This is a genomic window from Sphingomonas aracearum (assembly GCF_003345355.1).
GTDB lineage: Bacteria > Pseudomonadota > Alphaproteobacteria > Sphingomonadales > Sphingomonadaceae > Sphingomonas > Sphingomonas aracearum.
Genome location: NZ_QQNB01000002.1, coordinates 124,465 through 144,185 on the forward strand (window position 1 = coordinate 124,465; position 19,721 = coordinate 144,185).

Below are 19,721 nucleotides of genomic sequence, written 5' to 3' on the forward strand. Positions count from 1 at the left end.
GCCATTCTCCTCTGGCCCGCATCCTCTTGGGGAACGCGCCGGCCTCTCCTAAGGTGCCGCGGGTGAGTTTCTTCGAAACCCTTCTCGCGCTGCTGCTGGTGGCCATTGTGCTGCTTCAGGTTTCGCGCCGGCTGTCGCTGCCCTATCCGGCGATGCTTGCGGCGGCCGGCGTCGCCGTGGCGCTGGTGCCGGGCGTACCGACCATTGCCATCGATCCGCAGACCGCGCTGGCGCTGTTCATCGCGCCCATCCTGCTGGACGCCGCCTTCGATTTCCCCGCCAGCGCCGTGGCGCACCTGTGGCGGCCGTTGTTCGCGCTCGCGGTGCTCGCGACCGCCTTGACGGCGGGCTGCGTGGCTGTGCTCGGCTGGGCCGTCGCCGGGCTACCCTTTGCCGCAGCCCTCGCCCTGGGCGCAGTGGTCGCCCCGCCCGATGCGGCAGCCGCGACGGCGGTGATCGCCAACCTCTCCCTGCCGCACCGAACCACCGCGGTGCTGAAGGGCGAAAGCCTGATGAACGATGCCATGGCGCTGCTGCTGTTCACGGCCGCCGTGGAGGTGCAGGGCCATGGCACGATCGACGGCAGGATCGCGCTGGAACTCGGGCTGGCGGCGCCGGGCGGCATTCTGCTCGGGCTCGGCCTTGCGCTGATCTACCGCCCGCTCAGCCGCTATGTTGCCGGAACTCTGGGCGGCAACCTCCTTCAGTTCGTCAATACCTTCTGGGTCTGGATCCTTGCCGAGCGCCTTCACCTCTCCGGGGTGCTCTGCGTGGTGGCGTTCGGGATGGCGATCGCCTGGCGACAGCCGGAGCAAGCGAACCCGCGCGACCGCGTGCATTCCTATGCGGTCTGGGAAACGGTGGTGTTCCTCCTCAACGTGCTCGCCTTCCTGCTGATGGGTTTGCAGGCGAAGGTCATCGTCTTTGCCATGCCGCCCTCACGCCTGTGGAACGCGGCGAGCTTCGCGGCCATGATCGTCCCGACCGTGATCGTCGTGCGGCTTGCCTGGGTGATGGCCTATAATCGCCTGTCCGCCCGCTTCGCCGTCCTGCGCGGCGACTACGAGCCCTCTTCCCTCGCGCAGGGTTTCCTTGTCGGCTGGAGCGGCATGCGCGGGCTGGTGACGGTGGCCACCGCGTTTGCCTTGCCGCAGGACTTCCCCCAGCGCGACCTGATCGTGCTCACCGCCTTTGCCGTCGTTCTGGCCACCCTGGTCCTGCAAGGGATCACCCTTGCGCCGCTGATCCGCTGGCTCCGGCTGGACCAGGCCGAGGACCGCGATCGTGAAATGGGCGAAGCGCGCCATGCGCTCGTCGCCGCCGCGCGATCCGCATTGCAGCCCGCGCAGGGCGAGCAGGCGGAAACGCTGCGCCGCTTCTATGCCGCCGAGGGAGCGGCGCTCGACAGGCAGGAGGATCGCGAAGCCCGGCAACGCTTTCGCGCGCTCGGCCGCGATGCCGTTCGCGCGCAACGGCGCCAGCTGGAGGAGCTGCGCCATCGCCACGCGATCGGCGAGGACACGTACGAGCAGTTGCAGGAGGAACTCGACTGGCGCGAACTGTCGCTGATGGACGCGCAGGACCGCCGCATCGAGGAGAACTGACGGTCGAGACTGGCTGGGGCGGCAGGATTCGAACCTGCGAATGGCGGCACCAAAAGCCGCTGCCTTACCACTTGGCGACGCCCCAGCAGAACGCGCGGCTCTATCGCCGCCGCGCGCGAAAGAAAAGCCCGCTCAGTCCAGTGGCTGGCGCCAGCCGTGCGGATCGGGCGCGCGGCCGAACTGGATGTCGGTCAACCGCTGCTTGATGCGGCCGGTCAGCGGCCCCGCACCACCGGAACCGATGGTGAAGCTGCCTTCCGGGCTGTTGACGGTGCCGATCGGCGTCACGACGGCAGCAGTGCCGCAGGCAAAGCTCTCGGCAAGGCGCCCGCTTTGCGCATCGTCGCGCCACTGGTCGAAGGCATAGGGCTCCTCGCGCACGGCAACGCCCTCGTCGCGCAGCAGCCGGAGGATCGAGTCGCGGGTGATGCCGGCCAGGATCGTGCCGCTCGTCGGCGGGGTCGACACCGAGCCGTCCGCGAACACGAAGAAGACGTTCATGCCGCCCAGTTCCTCGATCCAGCGACGCTCCACCGCATCCAGGAACACCACCTGGTCGCAGCCGTGGCGGATCGCCTCGGACTGGGCGAGCAGGCTCGCCGCATAGTTGCCGCCGCATTTGGCCGCGCCGGTGCCGCCCGGCGCCGCGCGCGTATATTCCTGGCTCACCCACAGCGACACTGCCGGCGCGCCGCCCTTGAAGTAATTGCCAACGGACGAGGCGATGACCATGTATAGATACTCGCTGGACGGCTTCACCCCCAGGAACACCTCGCTCGCGAACATGAACGGGCGTAGATAAAGCGCGCCGCCTTCGCTTTCCGGGATCCAGTCGCGATCGGCGCGAACCAGCGCGCGGCAGGATTCGACGAACAACTCCTCCGGCAGCTCGGGCATCGCGAGCCGCTGCGCCGAACGGTTGAAGCGGCGCGCGTTCTGCTCCGCGCGGAACAGCGCGGCACTGCCATCCGGCTGACGATACGCCTTCAGGCCTTCGAAGATCTCCTGCGCATAGTGCAGCACCGACGAGGCCGGATCCACCGTCAGCGTCGTGCGCGCAGTGATCCTGGCATCGTGCCACCCGCGCTCGTCGCTCCAGCGCGCCACCGCCATGTGATCGGTGAACACCCGGCCAAAACCCGGATCCACGAGCCGGGCCTGCCGCTCGCTGGCGGGCAAAGGCGTGGCGGTCGGCTCAAGCGCGAAGAGCTGCGGATCGGCGTTCATCGTTTCTCTCGTGGGAAGACGGACGTGGAAGCCGTCTGGTGGGTTGCAGCCGCCTAAGCCCGATGGCAGAGGCGGTCAACATGGCCGCCACCGGAACGCCCGCCTCCCCGCTCTTCCTTCGCGAGTCCGAACTTCGACGCGGACTGGAACTGCTGTACTTCGGCAATTCCCACCTGACGCGAAGCATCGATCAGGGTCTCGCCGCGCAGGGCATGGGCCGGGCGCATCACCGTGCGCTCTACTTCATCTCGCGCCAGCCCGACCTGACGGTGAGCCAGTTGCTCGGCCATCTGTCGATCACCAAGCAGTCGCTGGGACGGGTGCTGACCGAACTCGTGGACCGCGGCCTGGTGGAAGTGCGCCAGGGCGAGCGCGACCGGCGCCAGCGGCTGCTGCGCCTCACGGATGTGGGCCGGGATCTGGAGAACAACCTGTTCGATGCCCTGCGCGAACGGCTCTCCGCCGCTTATGCCAGTGCGGGCCAGCAGGCGGTGAGCGGGTTCTGGGCCGTGCTGGAGGGCCTTATCCCCGAGGGCGAGCGCCCCCGCATCGAGCAACTGCGCGACTGAATCCCGAAACGCGGGCGGTGCCGCAAACGGCTTGACTCCGTCACTCGCCTTCCGTTATTTCTGTTTTGACAGAAAGGACGGCAGATGCGCACAGCCGATCACCCGGACGCCAAGGCTTTCATCCTGCACTGGGGCGAGATGGGCACGCACTGGGGCGTGAACCGGTCCGTCGCGCAGATCCATGCGCTGCTCTACCTTTCCGACCACCCCCTGACGGCGGACGAGATCGTCGAGGCGCTCGGGCTCGCCCGGTCCAACGTGTCCACCGCCCTGCGCGAGTTGCAGGGCTATGCCATCGTCCGCCGCGTGCATGTGGAAGGCGATCGCCGCGACCATTTCGTCGCCGAAACGGACCTGTGGGAGATGCTGATGCGTATCGCGGCGGAGCGGAAGAAGCGCGAGATCGATCCCACCATTGCCATGCTCGGCGACCTTGCCGAACGGCTGCGCGGTGACAGCAGCGCACCGGCGCACCTGCGCGAGCGCGTTTCGCGGATGCATGAGTTCCTGGGCACGCTCGGCGACTGGTACGATCAGGTGCGCGTGCTGCCCAGGCCCACGCTTGTCGCCTTGATGAAGCTCGGCGGCAGGGTCGCCCGCTTTCTGCCTACCCGCAAGGATTGACGATCAGCCCGGCCCTCGACGCACGCGCGGCGATTTCGCTCTTTCCGGAAAGGAATGACAGCAGTGAACGATGAGTCTCCACGTCATCCGATCCGTCCCGCCCTCACCCGGATCGGTGCGGCGATCGGCGCGGCGCTGATGTTCGCGCTGGGCTTCTACATGCTGATGGAGGCGGCGCGTCCGAACGACGGGCTGGTGAGCTTTTCCTTCCTGCTCGCCCTGCCCGCCGCGTTGTGCGCCTTTATCGCCTATGTCGCGGACCCCTGGAAGGAGCGCAGCCACCGCTTCTATCTGGCTGTGCCGCTGTGGCTGCTCGGCGCAGTCGTGGTCGCTTCCGTGTTCCTGCTGCACGAAGGCGTGATCTGCGTCGTGCTGCTCGCGCCCTTGTGGCTGGCGAGCGGGCTGATCGGCACCGAACTCACCTGGCGCTTGCGCCGACGGACCGGCGAGGGCCGCACCTATTGCGTGGCGCTGATCGCCGTTCCGCTCGTTGCGATGCAGGTCGAGCCGGGCGTTCCCCTGCCCGTGGCGGAGCCGGTCGTGGCCCGGTCGATCGTGGTGAACGCGCCGCCGGCGGCACTCTGGCCGATGCTGCGCGGCATCCCCGATGTGCGGCCGGGCGAGGGACGCTGGAACCTCACCCAAAACGTAATCGGCGTTCCCCGTCCGGTCGCCGCGCGGCTGGTCGGTCGGGGGATCGGGGCGACCCGCTTCGCCGACTGGGGCGAGCACATCCGCTTTCGCGAGCAGATCACGGCCTGGGTACCCGGCCGGGAGATCGGCTGGCGCTTCGTGTTCGATGACATGGCCGGCTGGGGCTATACCGACCGCCATCTGATGCCGGACAGCCCATACTTCCGGGTGACCACCGGCGGCTACCGCCTGGAGCCGCTCGGGCCCAATCGCACCCGCGTTCTTCTGCATACCCGGTATCGCATCACCACGCCCGTCAACCTCTATGCGACGCTGTGGGGTGAGCTGTTTCTCGGCGATCTCGAGAACAACCTGCTGGCGATTATCAAGGCCCGTGCCGAGCGGCCTGCCGGCACGCACGTGGGAGACGCAGCATGACCATCGACGCCCAGATGCCGAGCCTGGCCGAGCGCCAGCGTGCCGATCTCTACCGGCAATGCCCGAGCGCGTTCTGGCTCGCGCCGGAAGCGGACTGGTTGCCGGACAGCGACGGCCCGATGCTGCCGGCCGTGCCGGACATCGACAACGCGCCCGCCCCGAAGATCGTCGTCCATGCATTCCGGCACATGCTGCTGGCCTTGACGGCGGCGGGGCCGATCTTTTTTGCTGCGGCGATGGCGTGCGAGGGGCTGGCGGCGCACGGAACCACGGGCTCCGCAGTAGCGGGCCTGGCCGGCGCCGTCCTCCTGTCGGCCATCGTCGTGCCGTTCGGCGCGGTGCTGGCGTTGCTGCCGGTGCTGCTCGGCACGGTGGTGATGGGTTTCGCCAGCGAACGCTGGGAGAGGGCGCGCCACCCGCTTGCCTGGTCAGTCACGGGCGGGGCCATGGGCGTTGCCATTGCCGGCCTGTTCGATGCCGGCGCCTCGCCGACCATCGCGCTGCTGATCACGGGCCTGGCCTGCGCCGCCGTGGTCCGCTCGGGCGTCTGGTTCGAGGAGATCGTTGCCGTTCCGGCCGAATGACGGCAAGGCGCACCGATGACGCACGACATTCACATCATCGGCGGCGGGCTGGCCGGGTCCGAGGCCGCCTGGCAGCTCGCCGAGGCCGGGCACAAGGTAAAGCTTTCCGAAATGCGCGGGAGCGGCGACATGACCCCCGCCCACCAGACGGACGGCCTGGCCGAGCTCGTCTGCTCCAACAGCTTCCGCTCGGACGACGCGGAAAGCAACGCGGTTGGCCTTCTCCACCAGGAAATGCGTGCGCTGGGCTCGCTCATCCTGCGCGAGGGGGACGCGCACCGCGTGCCCGCCGGATCGGCATTGGCGGTGGACCGTGACGGCTTTTCCGCCGCGGTAAGCGCGGCACTGGCGGCGCACCCCAACATCACGGTCGTTCGCGAGCGGGTGGATGCCCTGCCGGCCGAAGGGCCGGCGATCGTCGCGACCGGCCCGCTGACCGCCCCGGGGCTGGCGGCGAGCATCGCCTCGTCCACCGGAAGCGACGCCCTCGCCTTTTTCGACGCCATTGCGCCCATCGTCTATCGCGACAGCATCGACATGGACGAGGCCTGGTTCCAGTCGCGCTGGAACAAGGGGGAAGGCTCCGACTACATCAACTGCGCGATGGACCGCGATCGATACCACGCCTTCGTCCAGGCGCTGGTGGATGGCGAGAAGACCGAATTTCGCGAGTGGGAGAAGAACACGCCCTATTTTGAGGGCTGCATGCCGATCGAGGTGATGGCGGAGCGCGGGCCGGAAACCCTGCGGTTCGGGCCGATGAAGGGCGTCGGGCTGGACGATCCGCGCACCGGCCGCTGGCCCTATGCCGTGGTGCAGCTGCGGCAGGACAATGCCACGGGCACGCTGTGGAACATGGTGGGCTTCCAGACCAAGCTGAAACATGCCGAGCAGGTGCGCCTGTTCCGCACCATTCCGGGCCTGGAAAACGCCGAGTTCGCGCGGCTGGGCGGGCTGCACCGCAACACGTTTCTCCGCTCGCCCGAGCTGCTGGATGCGACATTGCGGCTGAAGTTCCGCCCGAACATCCGCTTCGCGGGGCAGATCACCGGCTGCGAGGGCTATGTAGAAAGCGCCGCGATCGGCCTGCTCGCGGGCCGCTTCGCCGCCGCCGAGCTGGCCGGGCGCGAGATGACGCCGCCGCCGGTAGAGACGGCGCTGGGCGCCCTGCTCAGCCACATCACCGGCGGGGCGGAGGCGGACACCTATCAGCCGATGAACATCAATTTCGGCCTGATGCCCCCCATTCCCGGGCGCACCAAGAAGGCCGACCGCAAGAAGATGTACACCGACCGTGCCCGCGCCGCCTTTGCCGGGTGGCAGGCGGCGTAGGCGAATCGGTACGGGGCGAGGGTCAGTCCTCCGCCTCGTCCTTCTCCCTGGGCGCCGGCGCGCAGACGCATTTGGGCCTTGCCTTTCGCTTCGCCGCGGTTGTCGCGAATTCGGCCGGGTTCATCGCCCCCGAACGATCGCCGTCCGCGGTCGCGAACTTGGCGATCGTCTTGGCGGACCATTCCTCGAACGACAGCACGCCGTCGCGGTTGGTATCGAGCCGCGCATAGGCCTTGTGGCGCGAGGCCAGATATTCTTCCCGCGTGATGCTGCCGTCCTTGTTCTTGTCATAGCGGCCGAAGCGCTTCTCCTCGCGCGTCTTGGCGGTCGCCTCCGGCAGCGTATCAGGCAGGGCGGTCTCCTGCGCCTCGTCGGTAGTGGCCTTGGGCGGCGCGGCGGCCGGCAGGGGCGATGGCGGCCGCGCGCGCGAGTTGAACAGGATCACGCCCGCCCCCGCCAGCAGCAGCGCCGCTACCGCGCCCACCAGATAGCGCCACATCCTCGTTCTCCCCACCCCTGTCGCGTCCGAGACGCTCTTCCGCTGAACAAAGCCGAGGGTCAGCGTCCCGTCAATCGATGCCAGACGAGCTGCGCGACGTGGCGCATTCCCTGCCAGCCGCCTTCGCCTTGATGTTCGAGGTCGTGCGCAGCGATCCGCGCCATCGCGCCCAGCCCCCTGCCCGCCCGGCTCCAGCGATGGGTGCGGGCAGCGTCCAATGCGGGGACGGCCATCGCCCGCGCCCGGGCGGCGACGTCGAGATCGGTGATGTGCGTGGCAAGGTCGGCGAGTGCCCAGCCCCGCCCTGCCGGCGCCACCGGATCGCTCCCGGCCGCCCCCGCCAGCCGGGCCATCAACCCAAACAGGCAAGCGCCGCGCCTGCTCGCATGCGTGTTCAAGGCAGCCTCGTCGAGGTCGTCCTCCAGCAGCGCTTCCCACCCCTCGACCAGTTGCGCGAGTTCCCGTCCGGTCACGCCCTCCGGCACGACATGGGCGGCCAGCGCCTGCAGCACCGGCTCGGCCGGCGGCGGCGCGGTGTCCAGCCGGGCCAGCGCATCGTGCCACCAGGTAAGCCGCATCTGCCCCACCAGCGGCTCGCCGGTGGCGCGCAGGATCGCGCCCAGTCGCGCGTCAAGGTCCAGCAGCGCCGAGAGGCCGGCGCGCGCGGCGGCGGGCGAATATGCGAGCGGCAAGGCGGACCGGGGATCAACCGTCATCGCCGGGGTATGCGCCTTGTTAACCTCGGACTGTCAAGGAGGCTTAGGGGCCGTGGGTGCACGCGGCAGCTTGAAGACCGGTGGGGCAAGGGAATGGACGAAACGCGGCACGATATGGCTGGGGAGGACCGCTCCTTCATGGCGCGGCTTGCCCGCGATGTGCGCGGCAACACGCTGGCGATCGGCGCCGCCGCCATGATCCCGCTGATCGGCATGGTCGGCGGGGGCATCGATCTCAGCCGCATGTACATCGTCAAGACGCGCCTCCAGCATGCCTGCGACGCGGGCGCGCTGGCCGGGCGCAAGGCGATGGGCGGCGGCACCTGGGCGCAGAGCAACTACGCCCCGCGTTTACAGGCGGAACGCTTCTTCAACGCCAACATCGCGCCCAACGCCTATGGCTCGAATTCGATCATCAAGGCCTATTCAGAGACGGCCGGCAAGGTTTCCGGCACGGCCTCTGCCGTCGTGCCGATGACGCTGATGCGGGTGCTGGGGCGGACGCAGGAGACGGTCAGCGTCGCCTGCGACGCCGAGATGCGGCTGCCCAATACCGACATCATGTTCGTGCTCGATACCACCGGCTCGATGGCCCGCCCGATCCCCGGGGACAGCGACATCAAGATCGATGCGCTCAAGAAATCGGTGAAATGCTTCTTCGAGATCGTCGCCCGGCTCGACACCGATGCGGAGTGCTCGGGCGGCGCGCCGAGCGGCGGCACGGGCGACCAGGTGCAGATCCGCTTCGGCTTCGTGCCCTATTCCACCAACGTGAACGTCGGCCGGCTGCTGAAACCGGAATGGATGGCGGACAACTGGTACTATCAGTCGCGCTGGCCGAGCTACACCACCAGCTACGGCTGGGTGCAGACCGGGCAGAAGCCCGACAACCAGAGCGCCAGCCGAACCAACGTACCGGAGAACTATTGCACGAAGGCAAACGCGCAGGCGCTTTACGGACAGCCCTATCGCGAAACCGAGAGCGGCAACACCAAGACAGGAACGCAAACGGAAGTCACCAACGTCACCTGGACGAACACGAATGGCGGCACCTGTTCGGGCGTCATCGTCACGACAACCACTACCTTCGAGAGGCGGCCAACAGGCCAGACGTTCTCGACCTGGAACTATGGCGCGACGAGCGCCATGGATCCACAGGCGCCAGACCACCAGAATGCCAACCGGCTGCCGCTGAACGGCTGGACGCGGCTGGACGGCACCCGCGTGCCCGGCCTCAAGAACTCGGACGGCACTTGGGCGTCGGGCCTCGTCCTGCCGATCGGCAATGACGGCGCCGACCGCTTCCTCACCTGGGACGGCTGCGTCGAGGAACGCCAGACGGTGCGCACGACCAGCTACACCCCGATCCCAACCGACGCCAAGGACCTGGACCTCGAGTTGACGCCGTCCAGCGCGGACGTGTCCACACAATGGGGTCCGGTGCTGCGCTATGCGATCTTCCAGCGCTCGTCCAGGAGCACCAGCCCCGCCATCACCAACACGAACAACTGGAGCCTCACGCCGCTGCAGACGAACGACAACGGCATCGCCAACGGCCCGAATTATTTCTGCCCGACGGCGGCGCGCAAGCTGCAGAGCTATGACAGCGCAACCGACTTCGACAATTATGTCGACAGCCTTCGCGCGACCGGCAACACCTATCACGATATCGGCTTGTTGTGGGGCGCTCGTCTGATGTGGCCGACCGGCCTGTTCCGCTCGGAAAACGAGTATACCGATCGCGGCGGCGAGATCGACCGGCACATCATCTTCATGACCGATGGCGAGACGGAAACCCAGGCTTACGACTATACCGCTTACGGTCTCCCCTGGTTCGACCGGCGGCAGACGAGCACCAACTCGGCGCCCAACCAGACGACCCTGAACGATCAGGTGAACCGGCGTTTCGCGGCGCTGTGCACGGCGATCAAGAACAACCCCAAGGGTATCACCCTGTGGGTCATCAACTTCGGCAACGGCACGGGATCGGCCACCAAGACCCGGCTTCAGAACTGCGCCACCTCGCCCGACTACTTCTTCGATGCGAGTGACTCGGATGAACTCGAGGCGGCGTTCCGCAAGATCGCCGACGACATCAGCCAGCTGCGGTTGACGAAGTGAGGAACGGCCTCCCCCGGCGGCTCCGCCGCGATCGGCGCGGCGTGACGGTGGTGGAATTCGCCATCGTCGCGCCGGTCCTGTGCCTGTTTCTCGTCGGCGCCTTCGACATCGCCCATACCCTGTATCTCCAAACGGCGCTGGAAGGCGTCGTCCAGAAGGCGGCGCGCGATGCCACGCTGGAGTCCGGCAACACCGTCACGCAGCAGAACGTGATCGATGCCACGGTCACGCGGCAGGTCCGGGAGCTGGCGAGCAACGTCACGCCGCAGTTCAAGCGGCGCTTCTATCGCACCTTCTCGGAAGCGGCGGCCGCAACGCCGGAGGATTGGGACGACACCAACGGCAACGGCACGTGCGACGCGGGCGAGCGCTACGGCGACGCCAACGGCAACATGGTCTGGGACGCGGACGGCGGCAATGCCGGACAGGGCGGCGCCAAAGATGCCACGCTCTACACCGTCTCGCTGACGTTCACGCCCTTCTTTCCGCTGTGGAAGATGCTGAAGCGGGTCGGCTGGAAGAACTCGGTGTCCGCCACCACCATCCTGCGCAACCAGCCCTATAACGACCAGGACAGCTACGGCGCGACGGTATGGAGGAATTGCTGATGCGCCGCGGCAGGGCTCTTCTCTCCCGGCTGTATCGCGCGCGCCGCGGCGTGGCGCTGATCGAATTCGCCCTCGTATTGCCTATCTTGTTGACGCTCAGCCTGACGGGGGCGGAGTTGACCAACTACATCACCATCCGCATGCGGATCAGCCAGCTTGCGCTGCACCTGGCGGACAATGCGGCGCGCATCGGCGCCGGCACCCGGCGCGAGGCGAAGAAGATCTACGAATCCGACATCTACGATCTGGTGGACGGCGCGCAATTGCAGTCGGGCAAGCTCGATCTCCTGCGCAATGGCCGGATCATCGTGTCCAGCCTTGAATCCATGCCGGCCCCGAATACCGCGAACAAGTCGCGTATCCGGTGGCAGCGATGCGCCGGCTCCAAGACGTCGCATGCCTCCGCATGGGGCGTGGCCGGGGCCACCAATCTCGATGGCATGGGCCCCTCCGGCCGTCAGGCCGTGGCGCCGCAGGACGGCGTCACGATGTTCGTCGAGGTGTATTACGAGTACAAGCCGCTGATCAGTGCCACGCGCCTGCTGCTCGCCGACCAGAATATCACGGAGATCGCGTCGATGATGGTCCGCGACCGGCGCGACACCGGCGGGGCGAACAGCGGCATCTATCCGGTCGCCGGCGTCACGCCCAAGACCTGCTGAGCGCGCCGGCGAGTTCTCGCCCGGGCACACGGCCCGGGCGAGAAGCGCCTCAGGCCTTGTACGTCACCTTCTTCACCGCCGCCACGATCTTGTCCGCGCTGATGAGCGCGAGCTTCTCGAGGTTGGCGGCATACGGCAGCGGCGTGTCCTCGTCGGTGACGCGGAGCACGGGCGCATCGAGATCGTCGAAGCCTTCCTCCATTACGAAAGCGGCGATTTCCGACGCGATCGAGCAGGTCGGCCAGCCTTCCTCTACCACCACCATGCGGTTGGTCTTCTTGAGGCTTTCGAGCACCGTCTTGCGATCGAGCGGGCGCAGCGTGCGCAGGTCGATCACTTCCGCGTCGATGCCCTCGCCCGCCAGCGTCTCGGCGGCCTCAAGCGCCAGGCCGACGCCAATCGAATAGGACACGACCGTCACGTCCTTGCCCGGCTTCATGATGCGGGCCTTGCCGATCGGCAACACCCAGTCATCCAGCTTGGGGATCTCGAACGTGCGGCCGTAGAGCAGCTCGTTCTCCAGGAACACGACCGGGTCTTCCGAACGGATCGCGGCCTTGAGCAGGCCCTTGGCATCCTGCGCGTCGTACGGAGCGATGACAATCAGGCCGGGAACGCTCGCGTACCACGGACCGTAGTTCTGCGAATGCTGCGCGCCAACGCGGCTCGCCGCGCCGTTGGGGCCGCGGAACACGATCGGGCAGCGCATCTGGCCGCCGGACATGTAGTTCGTCTTGGCCGCCGAGTTGATGATGTGGTCGATCGCCTGCATGGCGAAGTTGAACGTCATGAACTCGACGATCGGCTTCAGGCCGCCCATCGCCGCCCCGGTGCCGACGCCGGCAAAGCCGTATTCGGTGATCGGCGTGTCGATCACGCGGCGGTCGCCGAACTCGTCCAGCAGCCCCTGGGTCACCTTGTAGGCACCCTGATATTGCGCAACTTCCTCGCCCATCACGAAGATGCGGTCGTCGGCGCGCATTTCCTCGGCCATCGCGTCGCGCAATGCCTCGCGGACGGTGACGCGCACCATCTCGGTGCCCTCCGGCACTTCCGGGTCAGCGACCGTCGCGTCGTTCTTCGCCGCCTCGAACATCTGGCGCGCGCCGGTCTCGGCCTGCTTGGGCTCGGGCGTCGCTTCGGTCTTCTGGTCGGCCGCTTCGCCCTGCTCGATGCGCGGCGCTTCCATCTCGGACTTGCCCTCACCGGTCGCGACGGGTTCTTCGCCCTCGCCGGTCAGCTCGAGGATGACGGTGCCGACCTTCACGTTGTCGGTGCCCTCGGCGACGACGATCCGGGAGACGGTGCCTTCATCGACGGCCTCGAACTCCATGGTCGCCTTGTCGGTTTCGATCTCGGCCATGATGTCGCCGGACTTGACCTGGTCGCCTTCCTTCACGAGCCACTTGGCGAGCGTGCCCTCCTCCATCGTGGGGGAAAGGGCGGGCATCTTGATCTGGATCGCCATCTCAGTAGCTCTCCACCAGAATGTCCGTGTACAATTCGCCCGCCTCGGGCTCCGGCGTCTGCTCGGCGAAGTCCGCCGCCTCGTTCACCTGCTTGCGGATGGCCTGTTCCACGCTCTTCAGCTCGTCTTCCTTGACGCCCTGCTCTTCCAGCAGGCGCTTCACATGTTCGATGGGGTCGGACTTGTCGCGCACCGCCTGCACTTCGTCGCGGCTGCGGTACTTGGCCGGGTCCGACATGGAGTGGCCGCGATAGCGATAGGTCTTCATCTCGAGGATGATCGGACCCTTGCCCGCGCGCACCCAGGCGAGCGCCTCCTCGGCGGCACCGCGACAGGCCAGCACGTCCATGCCGTCCACCTGGATGCCGGGAATGCGGAAGCTCTCGCCGCGGCGGTAGAGCTGGTCTTCGGCCGACGCGCGGTTCACGCTGGTGCCCATGGCATATTGGTTGTTCTCGATCACGTAGATGATCGGAAGCTTCCAGAGCTCCGCCATGTTGAAGCTCTCGTACACCTGGCCCTGGTTGGCCGCGCCGTCGCCGAAATAAGCGAGGCACACGCCGCCGTCGTTCGAGTATTTGTGCTTGAAGGCAAGCCCGGTGCCCAGCGACACCTGCGCACCGACGATGCCGTGCCCGCCGTAGAACTTATGCTCGGTCGAGAACATGTGCATCGACCCGCCCTTGCCCTTGGAGATGCCGGCGGCACGCCCCGTGAGCTCGGCCATGATGACCTTGGGATCGATGCCATAAGCCAGCATGTGGCCATGGTCGCGGTAGCCGGTGATCACCGAGTCCTTTTCGCCATCCAGCGCGGACTGGAGGCCCACCGCCACGGCTTCCTGGCCGATATACAGGTGGCAGAAGCCGCCGATAAAGCCGAGGCCATAGAGCTGGCCGGCCTTTTCCTCGAAGCGGCGGATCAGCAGCATGTGCTGGTAGAAGTCGAGCAGCTCCTCCTTTGTCGCCTGAAACGGCGCCGGTTCGTTCGGCCGCTCGCGGTTCGGGACGGGAGGTGCGCTTGGACGCGCGGGGGCTTTTGCCACGGACGTGAACCCTTGTTCCTGGGGAAGGAACGCCGCCTATAAGCGCCAAGCGGCGGGTTCGGCAACGCCCCGAGCAAAGCTTTGTCGCGATGAGGGACAAGCACGGTTGCCGTTGCGGCAGCTTGGCCCCAAAGCAAGGGCCTGATGGCCGACGCTCTCCACCCCCTTCGCCCCCATCCTTTTCGCATCGCCAATTTCCGCGCCTACTGGCTGTCGCGCTTCACCGGCACCATCGCCACCTCGGCCATGTCCATCGTGATCGGCTGGCAGGTCTACAATCTGGCGCGCCAGACGATGGACGTGCGGGAAGCGGCGTTCCTGCTGGGCATGATCGGTTTCGCGCAGTTCGTGCCGCTGTTCCTGCTCACCCCGCTGACCGGGCTGGCGGCGGATACCTATGACCGGCGCTGGATCGTGCGCGCGACCACGGCGCTGCTGCTGGTGACGGCGGGCACGCTCGGCTATCTCACCTGGGTGGACCGGCTGACGCTGCCGGCCCTGTTCGGGGCGGCGGTGAGCTTCGGCGTGGCGCGCGCCTTTGCCGGGCCGGCTTATTCGGCGCTCGCGCCCAATCTGGTGCCGCGCGAAAGCCTGCCCACCGCGATCGCGGTAAGCTCGATCGCCTGGCAGGTGGGGACGATCGCGGGGCCGAGCGTGGGCGGATTGCTCTACGCGATCCATCCGGACGTGGCCTATGCCACCTCCACCGCGCTGTTCGCCGTGGCGCTCGCTTTCATGTTCCTGATCGGACCGGTGCCGCAGCCGCCGGCGCAGACCGACCATCGCCCGCTGGCGCGCATTGCCGAGGGCTTCCGCTACGTGCGCAACAACCGGCTGGTACTGGCGGCGATCACGCTGGACCTGTTCGCGGTGCTGCTGGCCGGCGCGACCTCGCTGCTGCCGATCTACGCGCGCGACATCCTGCATGTCGGCTCGCAGGGGCTCGGGCTGCTGGCGGCCGGCATGGGCATCGGCTCGGCGGTGACGGCGGTGTTCTTCTCGGTGCGGCCGATGAAGTCCAACGTGGGCGTGAAGATGCTGATCTCGGTCGTTATCTTCGGTGTGGCGATCCTCACCTTCGGCGTGTCGACCTGGTTCCCGCTCAGCCTGGCCGCGCTCATCGTGGCGGGGGGTGCGGACATGGTGTCGGTCTATGTCCGGCAATCGCTGATCCAGCTCCATACGCCCGATGCCATGCGCGGGCGGGTGAGCGCCGTGTCGCAGCTGACGATCTCGGCCTCCAACGAACTGGGCGAGTTCGAGAGCGGCGTCATGGCTTCCTTCCTCGGCCCCGTCGGCGCGGTGGTGTTCGGCGGGGTGGGCGCGATCGCCATCACTCTCGTCTGGGCGCGCCTGTTCCCGGAACTGAAGCTTGCGCGAACCTTTGATCCGCCCGACATGCTGCAAACACAGCCCCAGCACGGAGAGCCCAAGCTATGAAGGCCAACACCATCCTGGAGACGATCGGCAACACGCCGCACATCCGCCTGCAGCGGCTGTTTCCCGGCGCGGAGGTGTGGATCAAGTCCGAACGGTCCAATCCCGGCGGCTCGATCAAGGACCGCATCGCGCTCGCCATGGTCGAGGCGGCGGAAGCATCGGGCGAGCTGAAGCCCGGCGGCACCATCGTCGAGCCGACCAGCGGCAATACCGGCATCGGCCTTGCCATGGTGGCGGCGGTGAAGGGCTACAAGCTCATCCTCGTCATGCCCGAGTCGATGTCGCTCGAGCGGCGGCGGCTGATGCTGGCTTACGGCGCCTCCTTCGACCTCACCCCGCGTGAAAAGGGCATGAAGGGCGCGATCGAGCGCGCGATGGAACTGGTGGAGCAGACCCCCGGCGCCTGGCTCGCGCAGCAGTTCGAGAACCCCGCCAATATCGACGTGCACGTGCGCACCACGGCGCAGGAGATCCTGAACGACTTCCGCGACCAGCCGATCGACGTCATCATCACCGGCGTCGGCACCGGCGGGCACATCACCGGCGTGGCGGAGACGCTGAAAAAGGAATGGCCGAACCTGAAGGTGTTCGCGGTGGAGCCCGCCGCCTCGCCGGTCATCGCCGGCGGCCAGCCGGGTCCGCACCCGATCCAGGGCATCGGCGCCGGCTTCGTCCCCGCCAATCTCCACACCCAGGCGCTGGATGGCGTGATCGAGGTGGACGCCAACGTCGCCAAGGACATGGCGCGCCGCTCGGCCCGGGAGGAAGGCATCCTCGTGGGCATCTCCTCGGGCGCAACGCTGGCGGCCATTCTCCAGAAGCTGCCGGACCTGCCGGACGACGTTCGCGTGCTCGGCTTCAACTACGATACCGGCGAGCGCTACCTGTCGGTGCCGGACTTCCTGCCGGAAGGCTGACGGTTCTGACGACCGTCGCTCCCGCCCGCACGGGCCTGACGCCGGGAGTAGCCGCGGCGCTGGGTGCAATCGCGCTCGGCGCCGTCGCGCTGCCCTCCTGGCTGGTGACGCATGCGCCGCCGATCCCCGTCAGGCCTCGCGCCAAGGTGAGGCTGCCGCGCCCGCGCGTCGTGCCGCCGGCCGAAGTTCCGGCGGTGGAGCCGGTCGACTTCGTGGCGCTCGATCCCGCGGAGGCGCGCGCGTTCAACGAAAGTGTGCCGTTCGTCACCGGCCCGAACCCGCCCGCGCGTCCGTTCCGGCTGGCCGCGACCGGCGAGGATCGCGCGCGGGCGATCGACTGCCTCGCCGCCGCGCAGCTCTACGAGGCGGGCGACGACACGACCGGCGAGCGCGCGGTGGCGCAGGTGGTGCTCAACCGGCTGCGCCATCCTGCCTTTCCGAAGACGGTATGCGGCGTGGTGTTCCAGGGATCGGAACGGAGCACCGGCTGCCAGTTCACCTTCACCTGCGACGGTGCGCTGGCCGCGCATGGCTGGGCGGACGCCGCGTGGAAGCGCGCGCGGCAGGTGGCGGAGCTGATGCTGGGCGGACAGGTCTACAAGCAGGTCGGCTATGCGACGCACTACCATACCGATTGGGTGGTGCCGTACTGGCAGTCGAGCCTCGACAAGGTTGCCGCGGTCGGCAGCCACCTGTTCTTCCGCTGGACCGGCTGGTGGGGCACGCCGCCGGCGTTCCGGCGCACCGTCTCCACCAGCGAGCCGGTGATCGCCGCGCTGGCGCCCTATTCCGATGCGCACCGCACCGGCGCGGCGCTGGACGAAGCGGAAGGCGCGCTGGCAGCCGCAGCCGTTCTCGGCACGGACACGCCCAGGCCGCAGCCCGACGACGAGAACAGCTTCGTGGTGACGCTGAACGCCAAGGCAGGCCCCGACAGCTTCGCCGCCCTGGCGCAGCGGCTGTGCGGGGCGCGGAGTTACTGCAAGGTGCTCGGCTGGACGGACAAGGCGAAGACGCCGCATTTCCTGCCGCTCAAGCCGGACCAGATCGCGTCCATGGGCTTCAGCTTCCTGCGCGATCGTGAACGGCAGCTGGAGAAAAGCCTCTGGAACTGCCGCCAGTTCCCGCGCAGCAATCCGCCGGAGTGCATGAAGCAGCAGGTGTTCGTGCCGGCAAGCGAAGGGGAGCCGCTGAAGCCGGCGCCGGCCGCAGCGCCCGAGCCGCCGACGCTGTCCGGCGTGCGTCGGCGGGGCGAGCCGACGCCCGTCCCGGCACCCAGCGCGACGCCTTGACGCCCCCTCCGGCGTCGCTGGCGCGGCCGTCGGAAACGGGAAGGGACGCTTCCACTGGACGGTCCCTGCGGAAACGCCCCTCCACCATGCTGCGCATGGTCCCCCTCCCCGCGCGGCGGGGAGGGTAGGAACGGTTTATGCCGCCAGGAACGCTTCCGGCTCCAGCGCCATCAGCGCGTCCGCACCGCCCTCGATCTTGCGACGCAGCGCGCCGGCCTCGGGCAGGATACGCTCGGCGAAATAGCGCGCGGTGACGAGCTTGGCGTCGAGGAACGCCTGATCGCCCTCGCCCGCCGCCTTCATCTTCTGCGCGGCGGTTGCCATGCGCAGCCACATCAGGCCGGTGGCGACCACGCCCATCAGCGTCATGTAGCTGTGCGCACCCGCACCGACATGGTTCGGGTTCTTCATGCCGTTCTGCAGGAACCACATAGTGGCCGCCTGCAGCTCGCCATTGGCCCGCTCCAGACGGGTCGCGAAGTCTGCCAGCGCCTCGTCCTGCTTGGCGGCGGCGATCTCCTCGCCGACGACTTTGAAGAGGAGCTGCACCGCACGGCCGCCATTGGCCGGCAGCTTGCGGCCGACCAGGTCCATTGCCTGCACGCCGTTGGTGCCCTCGTAGATCATCGCGATGCGGGCATCGCGGACATACTGCTCCATGCCCCATTCAGCGATGTAGCCGTGGCCGCCATAGACCTGCTGCGCGTTGGTCGCGACGTCATAGCCCTTGTCGGTGCCATAGCCCTTGATGACGGGGGTGAGCAGCCCGACGAGATCGGCCGCCGCCTGACGCTCCTCCTCCGTCGCGGCATGATGCTCCAGATCGACCTGCAGCGCCCCCCACAGGCACAGTGCGCGCAGACCTTCGGTGAGCGCCTTGCCCTCCATCAGCATGCGGCGCACGTCCGGGTGGACGAACAGCGTGTCGGCCTTTTCCGCGGGCTCGGCCGGGCCGGTCAGCGCGCGGCCCTGGCGGCGGTCCTGCGCGTACTGGACGGCGTTCTGGTAGGCGGTAACGGCCACGCCGAGACCCTGGAGGCCGACGCCGAGCCGCGCGGCGTTCATCATGATGAACATGGCCGCGAGCCCCTTCATCTCCTCGCCGACGAGCCAGCCCTTGGCCCCGTCATAGTTGAGCAGGCACGTCGAGTTACCGTGAATGCCCATCTTGTGCTCGATCGAGCCGCAGACCACGCCGTTGCGCTCGCCCAGCGAGCCGTCGTCATTGACCAGGAACTTCGGCACCACGAACAGCGAAATGCCCTTGGACGAGTCCGGCGCGCCCGGCGTCTTGGCGAGGACGAGGTGGATGATGTTGTCGGTCAGGTCATGCTCGCCGGCCGAGATGAAGATCTTGGTGCCGGTGATCGCATAGGAGCCATCCGGCTGCGGCTCGGCGCGGGTGCGGATCAGGCCCAGGTCGGTGCCGCACTGCGGCTCCGTCAGGTTCATGGTGCCGCCCCATTCGCCCGAGATCATCTTGGGCAGGTACTTCTGCTGCTGCTCCGGCGAGCCCTTGGCGATCAGCGCGGCGATCGCGCCATGCGTCAGGCCGGGATACATGGCGAACGCCATGTTGGCGGAGATCATGTATTCCTGGAACGCCGTCGAGACGACGTGCGGCATGGCCTGCCCGCCGAACGCCTCAGGGGCCGACAGCGTGCCCCAGCCGCCTTCCACGAACTGGCGGTAAGCCTCCTTGAAGCCTTCCGGCGTGGTGACGCTGCCGTCCTCGTGCCGGGTGCAGCCCTCCTGATCGCCCGAAAGGTTGAGCGGGAACAGCACCTCGGCGACGAAGCGGCCGCCTTCTTCCAGCACCGCGTCCACCACGTCCGGCGTCGCATTGGCGAAGCCGGGCAGGTTGCTGTAGCCCTGAAGGTTGAGGACGTTCTCGAGAATGAAGCGGGTGTCGCGCACCGGCGGCGTATATTGGGGCATCGTT

At 67.7% G+C, this 19,721-nt stretch carries 18 protein-coding genes and 1 tRNA gene; 12 read left to right on the forward strand and 7 right to left on the reverse strand.

Annotation, left to right across the window (positions count from 1 at the left end; all coding sequences use genetic code 11):
• Positions 1-62 precede the first annotated feature (62 nt).
• Positions 63-1,604 carry a cation:proton antiporter gene (locus tag DVW87_RS07775; RefSeq protein WP_114687241.1) on the forward strand — a complete coding sequence of 514 codons (1,542 nt, stop codon included), beginning with the start codon at positions 63-65 and terminating at the stop codon, positions 1,602-1,604.
• 10 nt (positions 1,605-1,614) lie between these two features.
• Here DVW87_RS07775 and DVW87_RS07780 read toward each other — a convergent pair.
• Both DVW87_RS07780 and DVW87_RS07785 read right to left on the reverse strand, forming a co-directional pair.
• Positions 1,615-1,689 (reverse strand) — tRNA-Gln (locus tag DVW87_RS07780).
• Between the two features lie 47 nt (positions 1,690-1,736).
• The gene (locus DVW87_RS07785; RefSeq protein ID WP_114687242.1) at positions 1,737-2,831 is read right to left on the reverse strand and encodes a branched-chain amino acid aminotransferase; all 1,095 of its coding nucleotides are present in this window, start codon (positions 2,829-2,831) and stop codon (positions 1,737-1,739) included.
• Between the two features lie 62 nt (positions 2,832-2,893).
• On the opposite strand from DVW87_RS07785, the gene DVW87_RS07790 reads away from it, so the two are divergent.
• From DVW87_RS07790 to trmFO, 5 genes are all read left to right on the forward strand, one after another.
• Positions 2,894-3,400 carry a MarR family winged helix-turn-helix transcriptional regulator gene (locus DVW87_RS07790; protein ID WP_114687243.1) on the forward strand — a complete coding sequence of 169 codons (507 nt, stop codon included), beginning with the start codon at positions 2,894-2,896 and terminating at the stop codon, positions 3,398-3,400.
• 84 nt (positions 3,401-3,484) lie between these two features.
• On the forward strand, positions 3,485-4,024 hold the full coding sequence (locus DVW87_RS07795) for a GbsR/MarR family transcriptional regulator (protein ID WP_114687244.1): 540 nt from the start codon (positions 3,485-3,487) through the stop codon (positions 4,022-4,024).
• Between the two features lie 54 nt (positions 4,025-4,078).
• On the forward strand, positions 4,079-5,095 hold the full coding sequence (locus DVW87_RS07800) for an SRPBCC family protein (protein WP_114687245.1): 1,017 nt from the start codon (positions 4,079-4,081) through the stop codon (positions 5,093-5,095).
• A complete protein-coding gene (locus DVW87_RS07805) occupies positions 5,092-5,679 on the forward strand; it encodes a hypothetical protein (protein ID WP_114687246.1) in 588 nt (195 codons plus the stop codon). Before DVW87_RS07800 ends, DVW87_RS07805 begins: the two co-directional genes overlap by 4 nt.
• Before the next feature lie 15 nt (positions 5,680-5,694).
• On the forward strand, positions 5,695-7,011 hold the full coding sequence (trmFO, locus tag DVW87_RS07810; protein WP_114687247.1) for a methylenetetrahydrofolate--tRNA-(uracil(54)-C(5))-methyltransferase (FADH(2)-oxidizing) TrmFO: 1,317 nt from the start codon (positions 5,695-5,697) through the stop codon (positions 7,009-7,011).
• Between the two features lie 22 nt (positions 7,012-7,033).
• Here trmFO and DVW87_RS07815 read toward each other — a convergent pair whose 3' ends face one another.
• Entirely contained in the window at positions 7,034-7,510 is a 477-nt protein-coding gene (locus DVW87_RS07815; RefSeq protein ID WP_114687248.1) for an EF-hand domain-containing protein, read from the reverse strand.
• 59 nt (positions 7,511-7,569) lie between these two features.
• Positions 7,570-8,226: a squalene/phytoene synthase family protein gene (locus DVW87_RS07820; RefSeq protein WP_114687249.1), complete on the reverse strand. Its 657-nt coding sequence runs from the start codon at positions 8,224-8,226 to the stop codon at positions 7,570-7,572.
• Positions 8,227-8,364: 138 nt separating this feature from the next.
• On the opposite strand from DVW87_RS07820, the gene DVW87_RS07825 reads away from it, so the two are divergent.
• The 3 genes from DVW87_RS07825 to DVW87_RS07835 are packed head-to-tail and all read left to right on the forward strand — an operon-like array spanning position 8,365 to position 11,617.
• Complete coding sequence (locus DVW87_RS07825) at positions 8,365-10,347, forward strand: pilus assembly protein (RefSeq protein ID WP_239017818.1); 1,983 nt, start codon at positions 8,365-8,367, stop codon at positions 10,345-10,347.
• On the forward strand, positions 10,344-10,955 hold the full coding sequence (locus DVW87_RS07830) for a TadE family protein (protein WP_114687250.1): 612 nt from the start codon (positions 10,344-10,346) through the stop codon (positions 10,953-10,955). Before DVW87_RS07825 ends, DVW87_RS07830 begins: the two co-directional genes overlap by 4 nt.
• Complete coding sequence (locus DVW87_RS07835) at positions 10,940-11,617, forward strand: TadE/TadG family type IV pilus assembly protein (protein ID WP_239017819.1); 678 nt, start codon at positions 10,940-10,942, stop codon at positions 11,615-11,617. Before DVW87_RS07830 ends, DVW87_RS07835 begins: the two co-directional genes overlap by 16 nt.
• A gap of 49 nt (positions 11,618-11,666) precedes the next feature.
• On the opposite strand, the gene DVW87_RS07840 is transcribed toward DVW87_RS07835, so the two are convergent.
• Positions 11,667-13,085: a pyruvate dehydrogenase complex E1 component subunit beta gene (locus DVW87_RS07840; protein ID WP_114687251.1), complete on the reverse strand. Its 1,419-nt coding sequence runs from the start codon at positions 13,083-13,085 to the stop codon at positions 11,667-11,669.
• A gap of 1 nt (position 13,086) precedes the next feature.
• On the reverse strand, positions 13,087-14,130 hold the full coding sequence (pdhA, locus tag DVW87_RS07845; RefSeq protein WP_114687252.1) for a pyruvate dehydrogenase (acetyl-transferring) E1 component subunit alpha: 1,044 nt from the start codon (positions 14,128-14,130) through the stop codon (positions 13,087-13,089).
• 144 nt (positions 14,131-14,274) lie between these two features.
• On the opposite strand from pdhA, the gene DVW87_RS07850 reads away from it, so the two are divergent.
• From DVW87_RS07850 to DVW87_RS07860, 3 genes are all read left to right on the forward strand, one after another.
• Positions 14,275-15,570, forward strand: a complete 1,296-nt coding sequence (locus tag DVW87_RS07850) for an MFS transporter (protein WP_114687253.1) — start codon at positions 14,275-14,277, stop codon at positions 15,568-15,570.
• Positions 15,567-16,487 carry a cysteine synthase A gene (cysK, locus tag DVW87_RS07855; RefSeq protein WP_114687254.1) on the forward strand — a complete coding sequence of 307 codons (921 nt, stop codon included), beginning with the start codon at positions 15,567-15,569 and terminating at the stop codon, positions 16,485-16,487. The genes DVW87_RS07850 and cysK overlap by 4 nt, the downstream gene beginning before the upstream one ends.
• Positions 16,488-16,633: 146 nt before the next feature.
• Positions 16,634-17,779 (forward strand): cell wall hydrolase, encoded by a 1,146-nt coding sequence (locus DVW87_RS07860; RefSeq protein ID WP_239017820.1) that lies wholly within the window; start codon positions 16,634-16,636, stop codon positions 17,777-17,779.
• 135 nt (positions 17,780-17,914) lie between these two features.
• Here the strand turns inward: DVW87_RS07860 and DVW87_RS07865 are convergent, their stop codons facing one another.
• A complete protein-coding gene (locus DVW87_RS07865) occupies positions 17,915-19,717 on the reverse strand; it encodes an acyl-CoA dehydrogenase C-terminal domain-containing protein (RefSeq protein WP_114687255.1) in 1,803 nt (600 codons plus the stop codon).
• Between the last annotated feature and the right edge of the window lie 4 nt (positions 19,718-19,721).

What these genes read in the sequence shown, in the direction of transcription:
- DVW87_RS07785 (WP_114687242.1), bottom strand. Translation starts at nt 2,831, where the DNA reads ATGAACGCCGATCCGCAGCTCTTCGCGCTTGAGCCGACCGCCACGCCT.
- DVW87_RS07790 (WP_114687243.1), top strand. Translation starts at nt 2,894, where the DNA reads ATGGCAGAGGCGGTCAACATGGCCGCCACCGGAACGCCCGCCTCCCCG.
- DVW87_RS07795 (WP_114687244.1), top strand. Translation starts at nt 3,485, where the DNA reads ATGCGCACAGCCGATCACCCGGACGCCAAGGCTTTCATCCTGCACTGG.
- DVW87_RS07800 (WP_114687245.1), top strand. Translation starts at nt 4,079, where the DNA reads ATGACAGCAGTGAACGATGAGTCTCCACGTCATCCGATCCGTCCCGCC.
- DVW87_RS07805 (WP_114687246.1), top strand. Translation starts at nt 5,092, where the DNA reads ATGACCATCGACGCCCAGATGCCGAGCCTGGCCGAGCGCCAGCGTGCC.
- trmFO (WP_114687247.1), top strand. Translation starts at nt 5,695, where the DNA reads ATGACGCACGACATTCACATCATCGGCGGCGGGCTGGCCGGGTCCGAG.
- DVW87_RS07815 (WP_114687248.1), bottom strand. Translation starts at nt 7,510, where the DNA reads ATGTGGCGCTATCTGGTGGGCGCGGTAGCGGCGCTGCTGCTGGCGGGG.
- DVW87_RS07820 (WP_114687249.1), bottom strand. Translation starts at nt 8,226, where the DNA reads ATGACGGTTGATCCCCGGTCCGCCTTGCCGCTCGCATATTCGCCCGCC.
- DVW87_RS07825 (WP_239017818.1), top strand. Translation starts at nt 8,365, where the DNA reads ATGGCGCGGCTTGCCCGCGATGTGCGCGGCAACACGCTGGCGATCGGC.
- DVW87_RS07835 (WP_239017819.1), top strand. Translation starts at nt 10,940, where the DNA reads ATGGAGGAATTGCTGATGCGCCGCGGCAGGGCTCTTCTCTCCCGGCTG.
- DVW87_RS07840 (WP_114687251.1), bottom strand. Translation starts at nt 13,085, where the DNA reads ATGGCGATCCAGATCAAGATGCCCGCCCTTTCCCCCACGATGGAGGAG.
- DVW87_RS07850 (WP_114687253.1), top strand. Translation starts at nt 14,275, where the DNA reads ATGGCCGACGCTCTCCACCCCCTTCGCCCCCATCCTTTTCGCATCGCC.
- cysK (WP_114687254.1), top strand. Translation starts at nt 15,567, where the DNA reads ATGAAGGCCAACACCATCCTGGAGACGATCGGCAACACGCCGCACATC.
- DVW87_RS07865 (WP_114687255.1), bottom strand. Translation starts at nt 19,717, where the DNA reads ATGCCCCAATATACGCCGCCGGTGCGCGACACCCGCTTCATTCTCGAG.